Genomic DNA, 16,077 nt, shown 5'->3' with positions numbered 1-16,077 from the left:
AGGTTGTGAGCATGGATAGTGAAAAAAAATCGAACAATCAAGATGTTTCCCTTGCCGGCCGCATCGCCGGGGCGGTGTGGGGGCAGTTTGTGGGAGACGCCTTTTGCCTCGGGAGTCACTGGATTTACGACCTGAACGAACTGGAGCGCTTTTTTCCCGGCGGGCCGCAGGGCTTTGACCCGCCGGCAGAAGGGCACTACCACTTCGGCAAGGAGCCGGGGGAACTGACCCACTACGGCGACGCCGCGCTGCTGCTGCTCCGGTCGCTTTTGGAGCGGGACGGCTTCGATGCCGCAGATTTCGGGAGCCGCTTCGTGGCCATGATGGAATGCCCCGCCTACAAGGGGTACCGGGACCATGCCGCCAAGGGGACCCTGGAAAACTACCGGGCATTCCGGGAGGCCCATCCCGATGCGGCCTACAGTTTCCAGGAAGGGGCCGACGACGACCAGCCGGCCACCATCAGCCGCTTGGCGCCCCTGGCGGCGCATTATTTCCGCAGCGGCGATTACCTGCTTCAGGTGGAACGGGCCACGCGGGTCTGCCAGAATAACGACCGGGCCGTGGCCTACCTCAAGGCCCATGCCGTGATCCTGCGCGAGCTGTTCCTGGGCCGCCCCCTGGCGGAGGCTTTCGAAAGGGCGGCGCAGCGGGCCGGGACGGAGGGGGACTTGGGCGCGGAAGTGAGCCGGAAGATCACGGACGCAGTCGCATCCCGCAGCCAGCCGGTGCGTACGGTAACGGCCCGGTTCGGCCAGTCGTGCCCCCTGGCCAGCAGCTTTCCGGCGGCCGTCCACTGTGCCCTGCACCATGCCGGCGATTTCAGCGGCGCGCTGAAAGCAACGGCGGCGGCGGGCGGCGACAGCGCCGGCCGGGCGGCTATGGTCGGCGCCTGGCTGGGCGCGTCCCTGGGCGTTTCCGCCATCCCCGGCGAGTGGCGCCTGCGCCTTAAGGCCCACGCCGAGATCGAGAACGGCGTCGGCCGTTTGATGCGGGTGGAGTGAAATCGCTTCCCGGCGGCGCTGGCCGCCTTCTTATTGCTTTTGACTCTCCGGCGCACGTGACGTATAATCGCCTCCCGTACGGACGCCGACGATGCCAGCCGTATCAATAACCGTCATGCCGGGCGGCATCGTTTCCCGAGAGGAGTACCATGCAATTCTTTATCGACCCTTACTTCCCCGATGACATAAACGCCGTTGGCGATGCAGGCATGGCCGGATTCGAAGAGAAACGGCCGTTGTATTTTTCCGGCTGCAAGAATTTTCTCGGCCACTACCGCGAGGAGATCAAAAAACTGCACGACGGGGGGGCGTCGGGCAGCGAGGTGGCCCATCTGATCTGCGACATGATGGACGAACTGAACAACAAGCTCTTCCAGAGCATCCTGTACGACGCGGATGGCGGCAGCATGATGGAACACATCACCCTGGTGGCGGTGGGGGGGTATGGCCGCGGCGAACTGAATCCCTTCTCCGATATCGACATCATGTTTCTGCACGACGGCAGCATGCCGGCGGCACGCGTGGAGGACGTGGCCCAGAAGATGCTGTATTTCCTCTGGGACATGCGCCTGGATGTGGGCTATTCGGTGCGGCAGATCTCCGATTGCGTCGAGATGGCCGCCGCGGACAGCACGGTCAAGACCGCCCTGATCGACGCCCGCTACTTAAGCGGCACCCGGCAGTTGTTCGATAACCTTTCCAAGGTGATCCTGACCCAGATCATGACCAAATCCAGCGACAAGTTCATCAAGGAAAAGATGGCCGACATGAAGAGCCGCCGGGAGAAGTACGGCTCGACCGTCTACCTGCTGGAGCCCAACCTGAAGGAAGGCGAGGGGGGATTGCGCGACCTGCAGACCGCCATGTGGGCGGCGCGGGTCAAATACAAGTTCGCCAGTCCCAAGGAGCTGATCATCAAGGGGATACTGACGGAAGAGGAACTGGACACCTACTACGCCGCCCTCGACTATCTCTGGCGCATCCGCAACGAACTGCACTATTTCAACGGCCGCAAGAACGACCAGCTCACCTTTGACGCCCAGGTGCACCTGGCCCGTTTCATGGGCTACCAGGACCACGGCAAGGTGCTTGCGGTGGAAGATTTCATGCGGGACTACTACCGCCACGCCAACCGGGTCGAACACTTCGCCTCAAGCCTGGTGTCCCAATGCATCTGGCGCGACGAGGGCGCCCTGAAGATCCTCGGCTACTTCGTGCGCCGCCCGGTGGGGGACGGCTGTTTCGTGCTCAAGGGGGAGTTGATCGTCCCGGACGAGACGGTGGCGGAGAAAAACCCGGTCGTCCTGATGCGCATCTTCGAACTGGCCCAAAAGCACGGCGTCGCCCTGAACGTCCGCGTCAAGGCCCTGGTCCGCAAGAGCCTGCACCTGGTCAACGACAAGTTCCGCCGCAACCGCGACGTGAACCAGTCGTTCCTGGCGATCCTCCGCTCGCCCAAGGGGGTGGCCGAAACCCTGCGGAGCATGCACCACCTGGAGTTCCTCAACCGCTACATCCCCGAACTGGAACATATCTACTGCAAGGTGCAGCACGACATCTATCATATCTATACCGTGGACATCCACACCCTGTTTGCCGTGGAAGAGGCCGAGAAGATGCTGACCGGCCAGTCGAGGGACCTGATCCCCTTCCCGTGCGAGGTGGCCTCCCAGATCGGCAAGCGCGAGCTCTTGCTGTTGGCGGTGCTGTTTCACGACATCGGCAAGGGGGAAGGGGGGGGGCACTCCGAAAAGGGGGCGGCCATGATCCCCACCATCGCCCGGCGCATGGGGCTTTCCAAGGAGGGCACCGAGCGGCTGGTGTTCCTGGTGCGCCAGCACCTGCTGTTCGCCCACATCTCCCAGCGCCGCGACCTGCACGACGAGCGGATGGTGGTCCAGTTCGCGCGCCAGATGGAAACCAGCGAGAATCTGAAAATGCTCTATCTGCTGACCATTGCCGACGTCAGGGCGGTGGGCTCGGATGTGTGGACCAGTTGGAAGGCGCTTTTGTTCCAGGAGTTGTACGAAAAGGCCTTCAACGTTCTGGAACGGGGCGATTTCCACCTGGAGGCCAGCAGCGAGCGGGTCAAGGGGGTCATCAAGAAGGTCACGGAACTGTTGCAGGACGATTTTCCGGTGGCGACGGTCCGGGAGGAACTCAAGGCCATGCCGGTCCGGCTGCTGCTCTCCAACGACCTGGCCCTGATCTCCGGCCATGCCCGGCTGCTGCTCGGCCTGGAAACGAACGACATGCTCATGAAGGTCGTCCATCAGCAGGAGAGCGGCTATTCCGAGTTCACCATCTGCACCCACGACATGCCGGGCCTCTTTTCGCGCATCACCGGCGTCATGGCAGCCAACGGCGTCAACATCCTGGGGGCCCAGATCAACACCAGCCGCAACGGCAAGGTGCTGGACATACTCCAGGTCAATTCGCCCCAAGGCATGGTCATTACCGACGAACAGCGCTGGCACAAGGTTAAGGACGACATGCGCCTGGCCCTTCATGGCGACGTCAGCGTGGCGGAGCTTGTGGAGAACCGCCAGCGCCCCTCGCTCCTCACCGCCCGTCCCATTCCCCGTTTTCCGACCCGCGTGGAGATCGACAACGAGGTGTCGGAAGACTATACGGTCATCGATATCTACACCCATGACAAGGTCGGGCTGCTCTACCTGATCACCAGCACCCTGACCCATCTGGGGCTCTACATCGGCGTCTCCAAGATCTCCACCAAGGTTGACCAGGTGGCCGACGTCTTTTATGTGCGGGATATTTTCGGCCAGAAGATCGTAGCGGAAGAAAAGCTGCAGGAGATCATACCGCACCTGATACGGGCCATCGACGAATGGGTCTGATATCCGGGCGCTGAGGGAGCGATCATGACCGACGACCAGAAAAAGAAGATTCCGCACCTGCACCCCATATGCGTGCATTTTCCCCAAGCCCTCTTCCCGGCCGCCTTTGCCGCGGCGGTGGCCTACCTGGCTTTGGGGATCCGCGAGTTCGAGGTCGGCGCCTATATATGCGTCCTTTTCGGCCTGTTGTCCGTGCCGGCGGCGACCCTGAGCGGGATCATCGACTGGAAGCTCCGTTTCAAGGGGGCCATGACCCGGGTGTTCAAGATCAAGATAGCCGGCTCGGCGCTGCTGGTTGCCCTGGCCCTGCCGGCGGTGCTGTTGCGCGCGTATCACCCCGACCTGCTCCTGCACCCCTTCCAGGGGGCCGGCCTTGGGTACCTGCTCCTGCTGGCCGCCTGTGCCGCGGATTGCACCGTCCTCGGATTTTATGGCGGCAGGCTGGTGTTTCACTGATGGCAGCGTCCTGCAACGACCCGCTGCACGGCATTACTTTAAAGACGATGCTGACCGAACTGGTGGCTCATTACGGCTGGGCGGAGTTGGGGAACCGCATCCCCATCAGATGTTTCACCCATGAGCCGAGTATGGGGTCCAGCCTGAAGTTCTTGCGCAAGACCCCGTGGGCCCGGGACAAGGTGGATGAATTGTATCTGCGCTGGAAGCTGGAGGAGCCGTAAGGTGAACGGCGGCCACCGCGTACCCGGCGCCACCCCGGAAGAGATCCTGGTTCCATGAACGACTACCTCGATCTGTTCATAAACTACCTGGCCGTGGAAAAGGGGCTCTCCGGCAACACCCAGGAGGCCTACAGCCGGGACTTGGCGCGCTACCTGGATTTCCTCGAAAAGCGGGGGACCGTGTCTCCCGACAGTGTGAAAGCCACGGATATCGCCCTGTTCCTGGGGCGGCTGAAAGACCGGGGGATCGGCCCGCGCAGCCGGGCCCGCTGCCTGTCGGCCATCCGCATGTTCCACAAGTTCCTCATGGTGGAAAACTACGCCGAAACCAATCCGACCTCGACCATCGAGGCGCCCCGCATCCTGCACAAACTGCCGGAATTCCTCACGACCCAGGAGGTGGACGCCCTGTTCGCGGCTTGTGCCGGCACGTCGGCCGAAAACGTCCGCGACCTGGCCATGCTGGAACTGCTCTACGCCACCGGCCTGCGGGTTTCGGAACTGGTCGGCCTCAAACTGCGCGAGGTCAACCTGGACTCGGGCTACCTGATGACGGTGGGGAAGGGGAACAAGGAACGCCTGGTGCCCATCGGCGAGTCGGCCCGGGACAGGGTCGGGGCGTATCTTGCGGCGGTACGCGCCAAGCTCGACCCCCCGGGGGCGAATCCCTTTCTCTTCCTTTCCCGCCTGGGGGCGGACATGAGCCGCCAGGCGTTCTGGAACATCGTCAAGAAACGGGCCTCGATGGCCGGTATCCGCAAAAACATCTCCCCCCACACCCTGCGGCACTCCTTTGCCACCCATCTGCTGGAAAACGGCGCCGACCTGCGCAGCGTGCAGATCATGCTGGGGCATGCCGACCTCTCCACCACCCAGATCTACACCCACGTCACCCGGGAGCGGCTGAAACGGCTGCACCAGCAGATCCATCCCCGGGGGTAAACGGCATAACCGGATTCTGCCGCGGAGCCACAGAGACGCGGAGAAAATCATTGGGTACGGTTGCAATCGCAAAACTTGAAATTTGTTTGCGGAATTATCCCCGAAAAATCTCTGAGATACCTCTGTGCCTCTGCGGCTCCGTGGCAGGAATGTATAACACGACCGCCATGATTACCCTTGAAACTATTTTGCTCTTCGAGTATAAATAGAGTTTATTATTACGCCGCATAAACGCCGTCGTGCGTTAACTATAACTGCCTGAAATCCTTCTGTTGTTTATGTTCTTTTGGGGCTTGTGCTTCGTCAGTCCGGGAATCCTGGAGTCCGTGTGAAAATCTGTTCGCTGGCCAGCGGCAGCAAAGGCAACAGTCTGTACGTCGAAACCGGCGACACGCATCTGTTGATCGATGTGGGGCTATCGTTGCGCGAGACATTGCTGCGCATGGAGGCGCGGGGCATCGACGCCGGCCGTGTCCATGCCGTGCTGGTCAGTCACGAACATATCGACCATATCCGCAGCGTGGGGGCCTTTGCCCGCAAGTTCAAGGTGCCGGTGGTCGCCAGCCACCTGGTGTGCGAAAAAGCGGAAAAATACCTGCACAAGACGCAGCGGATCGAGTTCGAGGCCGGTTGCGCCTTGTCGTTGCGCGACGTGCGGATCGACCCGTTCCCCATCACCCACGATGCCTGCGACCCGGTCGGCTTCGTCCTGGAGTCGGGGGAGGGGCGGTGCGGTTCGGCCACCGACCTGGGGATCGTCACCCGGCTGGTGGCGGAAAAGCTGCGCGGCTGCCGGGCGCTGAACCTGGAATCGAACCACGACGTGGAGATGCTCATGAACGGCCCCTATCCCTGGGAGCTGAAGCAGCGCATCAAGTCGCGCCACGGCCATCTTTCCAACGAGGAATCGCTGGAACTGCTCTTCGACCTGGCCCACGCCGGGCTGGAGGCGCTGGTGATGGCCCACCTGTCCGAGGTCAACAACCACCCGGACCACGTGGTCCGCACCACCGGGGCCTTTCTGCGCGATCAGAACGTCTGCGCCCCCAAAATCGTGATCGGGGACCAGTACAAAGCAAGTGACGTTATGACGATTTAAAGTCTCAATCTGCCACGGAGACACAGAGACACAGAGAAAAGCCTGGAAATATACAGGCGAGCTTTACATGGATGAACCGGATGAACAGGATATAAAAACTCGGATTCATTGCACGACTCAAAGGTGTTAACGGTTTCATCCCTTTTATCCTGTTCATCCATGTAAATAGTGATTTTGTTTTTTTCCGGTTTTCTCTGTGTCTCTGTGGCAGATGTTAATTCTATGGTAGAATCCAAAATCGATATCAGGAGTTATTGAATGATTCCACGTTATACCCGCCCCGACATGGCCCGCATCTGGGAACCTGAAAACCGCTTCCGCATCTGGCTGGAGATAGAGACCCTGGCGTGCGAGGCCCAGGCCGAACTGGGGGTCATCCCCAAGGAGGCGGTGCCGGTCATCCGCGAGAAGGGAAACTTCGACATTGCCCGTATCGACGCCATCGAGGCCGAGGTCAAGCACGACGTGATCGCGTTCCTCACCTCGGTCGCCGAATATGTGGGGCCCGAGGCGCGCTTCATCCACCAGGGGATGACCTCCTCCGACGTACTGGATACCTGCCTGTCGGTACAGTTGGTCCAGGCCGCCGACGAACTGCTGGCCGACCTGGACGCGGTGCTCGCGTCCATCAAGGAACGCGCCCTGGAACACAAGGACACCGTCTGCATCGGCCGTTCCCACGGCATCCACGCCGAGCCGGTCACCTTCGGCCTCAAGCTGGCCTCCTGGTATGCCGAGATGGAGCGCAACCGCCGGCGCCTGGCCGCGGCCCGCGAGAACATCGCCACCGGCGCCATCTCCGGTGCGGTGGGCACCTTCGCCAATATCGACCCGTACGTGGAAGAGTACGTCTGCAAGAAAATGGGGCTGACCCCCGAACCGGTTTCGACCCAGGTCATCCCCCGGGACCGCCATGCCGAGTACTTCTGCGTTCTGGCACTGACCGCCTCGTCCCTGGAGCGCATCGCCATCGAGATCCGCCACCTGCAGCGCACCGAGGTGCTGGAAGCGGAGGAATTCTTCAGCAAGGGGCAGAAGGGGTCGTCGGCCATGCCCCACAAGCGCAACCCGATCCTCTCGGAAAACCTGACCGGTCAGGCCCGCTATATCCGTTCCATGTGCATCCCGGCGCTGGAAAACGTGGCCCTGTGGCATGAGCGGGACATCTCCCATTCCTCAGTGGAGCGCTACATCGGCCCGGACGCCACGGTGGCGCTCGATTTCTCCCTGCGCCGCTTGAGCGGCCTGATCAAGAACCTGGTGGTCTATCCCAAGAACATGCTGGACAACCTGAACAAGATGAAGGGGCTGGTTTTCTCCCAGAAGATCCTCCTTGATCTGACCCAGGCGGGCGTGTCCCGGGAGGATGCCTATCGTCTGGTGCAGCGCAACGCCATGAAGGTATGGGAGCAGGGCAAGGACTTCCAGGAGGAGCTGCTGGCGGACCAGGATGTGGTCGGCGCCCTGGGCGAGGCCAAGATCCGTGAATCGTTCGATCTCAACTATCATTTAAAGCACGTGAATACCATCTTCAAGCGAGTCTTCGGTGAATAGAATCCTGGGGATCATTCAAGGGCTTTTCCGGCCGCTGGATACGGACGGCCCGACCCTGTTCTGGGCCAAGGAGATCCTGGGCGCGCTCCTGATCCTGGCAATTTTCTGGATGCTGGCCCAACTGGCCGTCATGGCGCTGAACAGGTGGGGCAAAAGTTTGGCCTCCTTCACCAGCACCGACCTGGACGACCGCATCCTTCAGCGCACCACCCCCCACGTCTCGCGGCTTCTGGTCACGACGGGCGTCTACCTGGCGATCCGCTCCCTGCCGCTGCACGAAAAACTGATCGTGATCAGCTCCGGCGCTCTCTACATCGTCCTGGTGATCATCGTCTTCAACCTGATCTACCACGCCTTCGACGAATTGCTGCAGTGGTATATCGCCGGCCGGCAGCACGACAAGGATGCCCTGATCTCCCGCAACATGATCCCGATTGCGGAAAAGATCACCATGCTGTTCCTGATGGGCACGGCGCTGATCGTCATCCTCAAGCACTTCAACTACGACATCTTCTCGCTGGTCACCGCACTGGGCATCGGTTCGCTGGCCATCGGCATGGCGGCCAAGGATACCCTGGCCCACATGATCTCCGGTTTCACCCTCATGCTCGACCAGCCCTTCCGGATCGGCGACCGCATCCAACTGTCGGGCGGCCAGGTGGGGGATGTGGCCGGCATCGGCCTGCGCAGCACCAGGATCAAGACCCTGGACAACCAACTGCTCATCATCCCCAACTCGGACCTGTGCAATACCATGCTGATCAACCAGGCCTTCCCGGATGCCCGCGCCAAGGGGCGCGTCAATATCGGCGTGGCCTACGGCAGCGATGTGGAGCGGGTCAAGGCGCTTCTGGCGGCCACGGCCCTGGAGGTGGAAGAGGTGCTGCGCGACCCGGCGCCGGAGGCGTATTTCGTCACCTTCGGCGACTCGGCCCTGAACATGTCGCTCTTTTTCTGGGTGGAGGAGTATTCCCGGCTGTTCGGCACCATCGATAAGGTCAACACATTGATTATTCGCCGTTTTGCCGAAAACGGCATTGAAATCCCGTTCCCCACCAGGACGGTGATCATGGAGCCTCTTGCAAAACGTCATGAGGAGGCGGATATGCAAGGCGCAAGCGAGTGAGGGAACGAGGCGTACTGTTTAGTACGTTGAGTTTCCGAGCGAGTGGCAACACAGTAGATCGGCCCCGCAATATTATGCAAGAGGCTCAATAGAAAAAGGAACCAACTGACATGGCATACAGAATTGAAGTGGCCTTGAGGGAGAGCGTCCGCGACGCCCGCGGCGAACGGATCAAGCGGGAGATCGAACATTTTCTGCACCTGGCGGTGGACGAGGTCCGCACCATCGACGTTTATACCGTGGATGCCGCCCTGGCGCCGGAGGAGCTTCAGCAGGCCGCCGCAGGCCCGTTCAGCGACCCGGTTATCCAGGAGTGGAGCATCGACCGGCCTTTGGCGGCCGGCTTCGATTTTGCCGTGGAGGTCGGTTTCCGTCCCGGCGTGACCGACAACGTGGGCCGCACCGGCCGGGAAGCGGTGGAATACCTGACCGGCCGCCCTTTTGCCGCGGGCTGCGGGGTGTACTACTCGGTGCAGTACCTGCTGAAGGGCGCCTTTGGGGCCGCCGATGTGGAACGCATCGCCACCGGCCTCTTGTGCAACACCCTCATCCAGCGCTACAGCGTGCTCTCGGCGGCCGATTTCATGGCCCGGCGCGGTTTCGCGCCAACGGTCCCCCGGGTGCTGGCCGAGGTCAAGGCCGAGGTGCGGGAGATCGACCTGAACGTATCCGACGAAGAGTTGCTGCGCATCAGCAAGGAGGGGGTGCTGGCCCTGACCCTGGAGGAGATGCGGATCATTCAGGCCCACTACCGCGACCCGCAGGTGGTGGCGGAGCGCGCCACGGTGGGCTTGGGCGCCAGCCCGACCGACGTGGAGCTGGAGTGCCTGGCCCAGACCTGGTCGGAGCACTGCAAGCACAAGATCTTCTCCGGCACGGTGCAGTACGAGGATGAAGCGGGCAACAAGCAGGAGATCAAATCCCTGTTCAAGTCGTTCATCCAGCGGACCACCAAAGATGTGCGCGCCAAGCTGGGCGACAAGGACTTCTGCCTGTCGGTGTTCAAGGACAATGCCGGGGTGATCAGGTTCAACGACCGGCAGTCCCTGGTCTTCAAGGTGGAGACCCACAACTCCCCCTCGGCCCTGGACCCCTACGGCGGGGCGCTGACCGGCATCGTGGGGGTCAACCGCGATCCGTTCGGCACCGGCCAGGGAGCCAAGCTGATCTTCAATACCGACGTGTTCTGCTTTGCCGACCCGTTTTACGAAAAGCCTCTCCCCAGCCGCCTGCTCCATCCCCGCCGCATCTACGAAGGGGTGGTGGAGGGGGTCGAGCACGGCGGCAACAAGAGCGGCATCCCCACGGTCAACGGGTCGCTGGTCTTCGACGAGCGGTTCGCCGGCAAGCCGCTGGTCTTTTGCGGCACGGCCGGGATCATGCCGCGCGAGATCAATGGCCAGCCGAGCCATGAGAAATCCATCAAGCCGGGCGACCTGATCGTTATGACCGGGGGGCGTATCGGCAAGGACGGCATCCACGGGGCGACCTTTTCGTCCGAGGAGTTGAACGAGAATTCGCCGGTCACGGCGGTCCAGATCGGCGACCCCATCACCCAGAAACGCATGTTCGACTTCCTGATCCGGGCACGGGACAAGGCGCTCTACCGCTTCATCACCGACAACGGCGCCGGGGGGCTCTCCTCATCGGTGGGGGAAATGGCCGGCGAGTGCGGCGGCTGTCGCATGGACCTTGCCAAGGCTCCACTTAAATATCCCGGACTCAACCCCTGGGAAATCCTCATTTCCGAAGCCCAGGAGCGCATGTCCCTGGCGGTGCCGCCGGAGCGGATCGACGAATTCCTGGTCATGGCCGAACGTTTCGGCGTCGAGGCCACGGTACTGGGCGAGTTCACCGACAACGGCGTGTTCCATATCCTCTACGACGACCGCACCGTCGCCTGGCTCCCCATGGCCTTCATGCACGAGGGGCTGCCGCCGCTGCAACTCCCCGCCAAGTGGGAACCGCCCCGGCATGCCGAGCCGGCCGTCCAGATCAAGGGGGATTACTCCGCTGATCTGGCCGCCCTGCTCTCAGCGCTCAACATCTGCTCCAAGGAGTCGGTGGTGCGCCGCTACGACCACGAGGTCCAGGGGGGCTCGGTGGTGAAGCCGTTCAGCGGCGTCGCCAACGACGGTCCCTCCGACGCCGCCGTGGTGCGGCCGATCCTGGACTCCTTCGAGGGGGTGGTGACGGCCCACGGCATCTGTCCGCGCTATTCCGACATCGACACCTACCACATGACCGCCAACGCCATCGACGAGGCGCTGCGCAACTATGTGGCCGTGGGCGGCTCCCTCGACCTGGTGGCCGGCCTGGACAACTTCTGCTGGTGCGACCCGGTCCTGTCGGAGAAAACCCCGGACGGCCCCTACAAGATGGCCCAACTGGTGCGTTCCAACCAGGCGCTGTACGACGTCTGCATGGCCTACAACCTGCCGCTGATCTCGGGCAAGGATTCCATGAAGAACGATTTCTACGACGGCTCCACCAAGATTTCCATCCCGCCGACCCTGCTTTTCTCGGTGATCGGCAAGATCGAGGATGCCCGCACGGCCGTCACCATGGACGTGAAGCGGCCCGGCGACATCGTGTACCTCTTGGGCAAGACCGGCGACGAGTTGGGCGGCTCCGAATATTTCGCCCTCAAGGGCGCCGTCGGCAACAAGGTGCCCCTGGTGGATGCGGAGCGGGCCTACCGGCGTTACCAGGCGTACCACCAGGCGGCCACGCGGCGGCTGGTGGCCTCCTGTCACGACCTCTCCGACGGCGGCCTGGCCGTGGCTGCGGCCGAGTCGGCCTTTGCCGGAGGCTACGGCATGAGCCTGGAACTCTCCCGGGTGCTCTGGAAGGGGGACGCGGCGGGCAAATCCGATGCAACGCTGCTCTTCTCCGAATCGGCATCGCGGCACCTGGTGACGGTCCATCCCGAACAGCGGGAAGAATTCGAAAACATCATGAGCGGTAATTGTTTCGCATCTATTGGCACGGTGACCGCGGAACCGGTGCTCGCCATCGCCGGGCTGGGCGGGACGGCCGTCGTGCGCGCCGGGCTGGCGGAGTTGAAGGAAGCCTGGCAGAAGACATTGAGGGAGCTGTGACATGAAAAAGATCCGTGCCATCGTCATTACCGGAAACGGCACCAACTGCGAGACCGAGGCGGCCCATGCCTGCCGTCTGGGAGGCTTCGACGAGGCGGTCATCGCCCATATCGCCGAGATCCTCTCCGGCGAGATCCGGCTGGACGACTTCCATTTCCTCAACCTGACCGGCGGCTTTCTGGACGGCGACGACCTGGGGAGCGCCAAGGCCCAGGCCAACCGTCTGAAACATGCCGGCGTCGCCGGCACGGGGGAGAAGCTGGTGGAGCAGTTCACCCGTTTCATCGCCGACGGCAAGCTGATCCTGGGGGTCTGCAACGGCTTCCAGCTGATGGTCAAGATGGGGATGCTGCCCGGCTTCGACGGCGATTTCCTGACCCAGCGCACGACCCTGACCTTCAACGACTGCGGACGCTTTCAGGACCGGTGGGTGTATCTGAAGACCGATGCGGCCTCGCCCAGCGTCTTTACCCGGGGGATCGAGCGGGGCGTCTACCTGCCCATGCGCCACGGGGAGGGGAAATTCCTCTGCGATTCGGCAGCGACCCTGGAGCGCATCGAGCGGGAACACCTGGCGGTGCTCAAGTATTCCGGCCCGGACTACGGGGCGGCGACCATGGAGTTTCCCTTGAATCCCAATGGGGCGCAGAATGCCATCGCCGGGCTGTGCGACCCGACCGGCCGCCTGATGGGGCTGATGCCGCACCCCGAGGCCTTTGTGCATTACACCCAGCATCCCCGCTGGACCCGGGAAGAACTGCCGGAAGAGGGGGATGGGCTGAAGCTGTACCGCAACGCGGCGGAGTATGTGAGGAAAAATCTCATTTAAAATTCGAAAAAAAATCTGCCACAGAGACTCTGAGACACAGAGAAAACCGTGTACAACTTTTACGAAAATGCTTTTGGTTTTTTCCTGCCTTTCTCCGTGTCTCCGTGTCTCTGTGGCAGATGTACCGATTTTCTGATGTGCTGTTTCAAGCTTAAGGAGCCATAATTCATGGAATTTACCCGGCCACACGAAGAATGCGGCGTTTTTGGCGTCTATAACCACCCGGAGGCATCCAACCTCACGTATCTGGGGCTGTACGCCCTCCAGCACCGGGGGCAGGAGAGCTGCGGCATCGTCTCGTCGGACGGTACCACGCTGCACGCCCACAAGCGCATGGGGCTGGTGGCCGATGTGTTCGGCAACCAGGAGATCTTCAAGAAACTGCCCGGCAGGTCGGCCATCGGCCATGTGCGCTATTCCACCGCCGGCGCCTCGGTGGAGAAGAATGTCCAGCCGATCATGGTGGACTACTCCCGGGGCTCCATTGCCGTGGCCCACAACGGCAACCTGGTCAACGCCCAACTGCTTAAGGCCGAGCTGGAGGCCTACGGCTCCATCTTCCAGACCACCATGGACACGGAGATCATCATCCATCTCCTGGCAATCTCCCACACCAATTCCCTGGTGGACCGCATCGTGGACGCCCTGAACCGTATCAAAGGCGCCTACTGTCTGCTGTTTCTGACCGAAAGCCGCATGATCGCCGTGCGCGACCCCAACGGGTTCCGCCCCCTGTGCCTGGGAAAACTGGGGGACGCCTGGGTCGTGGCCTCGGAAAGCTGCGCCCTGGACCTGATCGAGGCCGAGTTCGTGCGGGAGATCGAGCCGGGGGAGATGATCATCTGCACCAAGGACGGCGGACTCAAGTCCCTGTTCCCGTTCAAGAAGGTCGAGCCGACCCCCTGCATCTTCGAGTTCGTCTACTTTGCCCGGCCCGACTCCTATATCTTCGGCAAGAACGTGTACCTGGCCCGCAAGGAACTGGGGCGGCAACTGGCCCGGGAGCACGGCGTCGATGCCGACATCGTCATCCCGGTGCCCGACTCCGGCGTGCCGGCGGCCATGGGCTATGCCGAAGAAGCCGGGATCAGCTTCGAGATGGGGCTGATCCGCAACCACTACGTGGGGCGGACCTTCATCGAGCCGGCCCAGGCCATCCGCCATTTCGGGGTCAAGATCAAGCTCAACCCGGTGCGGGAGATCCTCAAGGGCAAACGGGTCGTGGTGATCGACGACTCCATTGTGCGCGGCACCACCTCACGCAAGATCGTCAAGATGGTGCGCAACGCTGGGGCCAAGGAGGTGCACATGCGCATCTCGTCGCCCCCCACCAGTTATCCGTGCTACTACGGCATCGACACCCCCAACCGGAAGGAGCTGATCTCCTCCTCCCACACCATTGACGAGATTTGCCGCTATATCACCGCCGATTCCCTGGGGTACCTGTCCGAAGAGGGGCTGGTCAATTCGGTCGGCATGGAGAACACCGGTTTTTGCAAGGCCTGTTTTGCCGGGACCTACCCGGTGGCATTCCCCCGGCCGGACTTGAAGCCGCAGATGGGACTTTTCGGAGAGGAGTACAACGAACATGAGTGACCGTGACAAACTGAAACAGATCATCCTGGAGCTGTCCTACGAAAAACGGCTCGTGACCCTGGCCTCCGGCCGGCAGAGCGATTTCTATTTTGACGGCAAGCAGACCACGCTGCACGCCGAAGGCGGCTTTCTGGTGGGCAAGCTCTTTTACGAGGCCATCAGGGACGTGGCCGGGGTGGAGGCGGTGGGGGGCATCACCCTGGGCGCCGACCCGATCGCCACGGCGACCTCCATTGCCGCCCACCTGGACGGCCGGAAGATGCACGCCTTCATCATCCGCAAGGAGCCCAAGGGGCACGGCACCGGCCAGTGGCTGGAGGGGCGCAAGAACCTCCCCCCGGGAACCGGCGTGGTGATCGTGGAAGACGTGGTCACCACCGGCGGTTCCTCCATGAAGGCCGTGCGCCGGGCAGAGGAAGAGGGGCTGAAGGTGCTGGGCATCGTCACCCTGGTGGACCGGGAGGAAGGCGGCCGGGAGAATATCGAGGCCGAGGGGTACTGGCTGAAAGCCCTGTTCACCAAGTCCGACATCGTAGGGTAATGGCGGTAAAGCAGCGCCTCGATACCTTGATGGTCGAACGGGGCCTGGCCCCCACCCGGGAAAAGGCCCAGGCTCTCATCATGGCCGGCCGGGTGGTGGTGGGAGACCATGCCGCCGACAAGGCCGGACAGCAGGTGGCGGCCGCTGCTGAGATCCGCATCAAAGGGGAGGCGCTGCCCTATGTTAGCCGGGGCGGCCTCAAGCTCAAAAAGGCGCTGGAGGCATTCGGCGTGGACGTGGACGGGCTGGTTGCCCTGGATGTGGGCGCCTCCACCGGCGGCTTCACCGACTGCCTGTTGCAGGCCGGGGCCCGCAAGGTCTTCGCGGTGGACGTGGGGTATGGCCAGTTGGCCTGGAGCCTGCGCCAGGACCCGCGGGTCGTCAATCTGGAACGGACCAACATCCGCCATCTTGCCCCGGACCGGCTCGACGAATCGCCGGTACTGGCGGTCATCGACGCCTCGTTCATCCCGCTCTCCAGGGTGCTGCCAGCCGTAGTCGGGCTGGTGCGGCCGGGGGGACGCATCATCGCCCTGATCAAGCCCCAGTTCGAGGTGCCGCGAAGCGACGTGGGGGAGGGGGGCATCGTCCGCGATCCGGCCGCCCACGACCAGGCCATCGCCGGGGTCAGGCAAGCCGCAGCGGATCTGGGCATCCGGGTGTGCGGGGTCTGCGATTCACCCATCCTGGGGGCGGACGGCAACCGGGAGTTTTTGATTCTATTGGCACTACCGGAGGAATAAACCA

13 protein-coding genes are annotated in these 16,077 nt (G+C 62.3%); all 13 read left to right on the top strand.

Annotated features, from left to right (window positions below; genetic code table 11):
• The first annotated feature begins 11 nt into the window (after positions 1 to 11).
• The 13 genes from FO488_RS10640 to FO488_RS10580 all read left to right on the top strand — a co-directional run bounded on the left by FO488_RS10640 (position 12) and on the right by FO488_RS10580 (position 16,073).
• Positions 12 to 1,004: an ADP-ribosylglycohydrolase family protein gene (locus tag FO488_RS10640; protein ID WP_149210548.1), complete on the top strand. Its 993-nt coding sequence runs from the start codon at positions 12 to 14 to the stop codon at positions 1,002 to 1,004.
• A 149-nt stretch (positions 1,005 to 1,153) separates the two neighbouring features.
• Entirely contained in the window at positions 1,154 to 3,862 is a 2,709-nt protein-coding gene (gene glnD, locus FO488_RS10635; protein ID WP_149210547.1) for a [protein-PII] uridylyltransferase, read from the top strand.
• Positions 3,863 to 3,886: 24 nt separating this feature from the next.
• Positions 3,887 to 4,318 (top strand): DUF2231 domain-containing protein, encoded by a 432-nt coding sequence (locus FO488_RS10630; protein WP_149210546.1) that lies wholly within the window; start codon positions 3,887 to 3,889, stop codon positions 4,316 to 4,318.
• Positions 4,318 to 4,542, top strand: a complete 225-nt coding sequence (locus FO488_RS10625) for a VF530 family DNA-binding protein (protein WP_149210545.1) — start codon at positions 4,318 to 4,320, stop codon at positions 4,540 to 4,542. Before FO488_RS10630 ends, FO488_RS10625 begins: the two co-directional genes overlap by 1 nt.
• Positions 4,543 to 4,596: 54 nt before the next feature.
• Positions 4,597 to 5,484 carry a site-specific tyrosine recombinase XerD gene (gene xerD, locus FO488_RS10620; protein WP_149210544.1) on the top strand — a complete coding sequence of 296 codons (888 nt, stop codon included), beginning with the start codon at positions 4,597 to 4,599 and terminating at the stop codon, positions 5,482 to 5,484.
• Between the two features lie 328 nt (positions 5,485 to 5,812).
• The gene (locus tag FO488_RS10615; protein ID WP_149210543.1) at positions 5,813 to 6,583 is read left to right on the top strand and encodes an MBL fold metallo-hydrolase; all 771 of its coding nucleotides are present in this window, start codon (positions 5,813 to 5,815) and stop codon (positions 6,581 to 6,583) included.
• Positions 6,584 to 6,841: 258 nt separating this feature from the next.
• A complete protein-coding gene (purB, locus tag FO488_RS10610; RefSeq protein WP_149210542.1) occupies positions 6,842 to 8,137 on the top strand; it encodes an adenylosuccinate lyase in 1,296 nt (431 codons plus the stop codon).
• Positions 8,130 to 9,263, top strand: coding sequence for a mechanosensitive ion channel family protein (locus FO488_RS10605; RefSeq protein ID WP_370514273.1), 1,134 nt, complete (start codon positions 8,130 to 8,132; stop codon positions 9,261 to 9,263). The genes purB and FO488_RS10605 overlap by 8 nt, the downstream gene beginning before the upstream one ends.
• 110 nt (positions 9,264 to 9,373) lie before the next feature.
• Positions 9,374 to 12,364 (top strand): phosphoribosylformylglycinamidine synthase subunit PurS, encoded by a 2,991-nt coding sequence (locus FO488_RS10600; RefSeq protein WP_149210541.1) that lies wholly within the window; start codon positions 9,374 to 9,376, stop codon positions 12,362 to 12,364.
• A 1-nt stretch (position 12,365) separates the two neighbouring features.
• Entirely contained in the window at positions 12,366 to 13,193 is an 828-nt protein-coding gene (locus tag FO488_RS10595; RefSeq protein WP_149210540.1) for a phosphoribosylformylglycinamidine synthase subunit PurQ, read from the top strand.
• Positions 13,194 to 13,361: 168 nt separating this feature from the next.
• Positions 13,362 to 14,789 carry an amidophosphoribosyltransferase gene (gene purF / locus FO488_RS10590; protein ID WP_149210539.1) on the top strand — a complete coding sequence of 476 codons (1,428 nt, stop codon included), beginning with the start codon at positions 13,362 to 13,364 and terminating at the stop codon, positions 14,787 to 14,789.
• Positions 14,782 to 15,330, top strand: coding sequence for an orotate phosphoribosyltransferase (gene pyrE / locus FO488_RS10585; RefSeq protein ID WP_149210538.1), 549 nt, complete (start codon positions 14,782 to 14,784; stop codon positions 15,328 to 15,330). Before purF ends, pyrE begins: the two co-directional genes overlap by 8 nt.
• Positions 15,330 to 16,073, top strand: a complete 744-nt coding sequence (locus tag FO488_RS10580; RefSeq protein ID WP_149210537.1) for a TlyA family RNA methyltransferase — start codon at positions 15,330 to 15,332, stop codon at positions 16,071 to 16,073. The genes pyrE and FO488_RS10580 overlap by 1 nt, the downstream gene beginning before the upstream one ends.
• Positions 16,074 to 16,077: the final 4 nt, after the last annotated feature.

Origin of the sequence: Geobacter sp. FeAm09 (genome assembly GCF_008330225.1) — a bacterium.
In the GTDB taxonomy this organism is placed as follows: domain Bacteria; phylum Desulfobacterota; class Desulfuromonadia; order Geobacterales; family Pseudopelobacteraceae; genus Oryzomonas.
Note: the sequence above shows the minus strand (reverse complement) of the source record. Positions and strands in the feature narration are given on the sequence as shown.

Excerpts from the sequence above, each read along its gene's own strand:
- FO488_RS10630 (WP_149210546.1), top strand. The coding sequence starts at position 3,887 with ATGACCGACGACCAGAAAAAGAAGATTCCGCACCTGCACCCCATATGC.
- FO488_RS10600 (WP_149210541.1), top strand. The coding sequence starts at position 9,374 with ATGGCATACAGAATTGAAGTGGCCTTGAGGGAGAGCGTCCGCGACGCC.
- FO488_RS10640 (WP_149210548.1), top strand. The coding sequence starts at position 12 with ATGGATAGTGAAAAAAAATCGAACAATCAAGATGTTTCCCTTGCCGGC.
- glnD (WP_149210547.1), top strand. The coding sequence starts at position 1,154 with ATGCAATTCTTTATCGACCCTTACTTCCCCGATGACATAAACGCCGTT.
- FO488_RS10580 (WP_149210537.1), top strand. The coding sequence starts at position 15,330 with ATGGCGGTAAAGCAGCGCCTCGATACCTTGATGGTCGAACGGGGCCTG.
- purB (WP_149210542.1), top strand. The coding sequence starts at position 6,842 with ATGATTCCACGTTATACCCGCCCCGACATGGCCCGCATCTGGGAACCT.
- purF (WP_149210539.1), top strand. The coding sequence starts at position 13,362 with ATGGAATTTACCCGGCCACACGAAGAATGCGGCGTTTTTGGCGTCTAT.
- pyrE (WP_149210538.1), top strand. The coding sequence starts at position 14,782 with ATGAGTGACCGTGACAAACTGAAACAGATCATCCTGGAGCTGTCCTAC.
- FO488_RS10625 (WP_149210545.1), top strand. The coding sequence starts at position 4,318 with ATGGCAGCGTCCTGCAACGACCCGCTGCACGGCATTACTTTAAAGACG.
- xerD (WP_149210544.1), top strand. The coding sequence starts at position 4,597 with ATGAACGACTACCTCGATCTGTTCATAAACTACCTGGCCGTGGAAAAG.
- FO488_RS10595 (WP_149210540.1), top strand. The coding sequence starts at position 12,366 with ATGAAAAAGATCCGTGCCATCGTCATTACCGGAAACGGCACCAACTGC.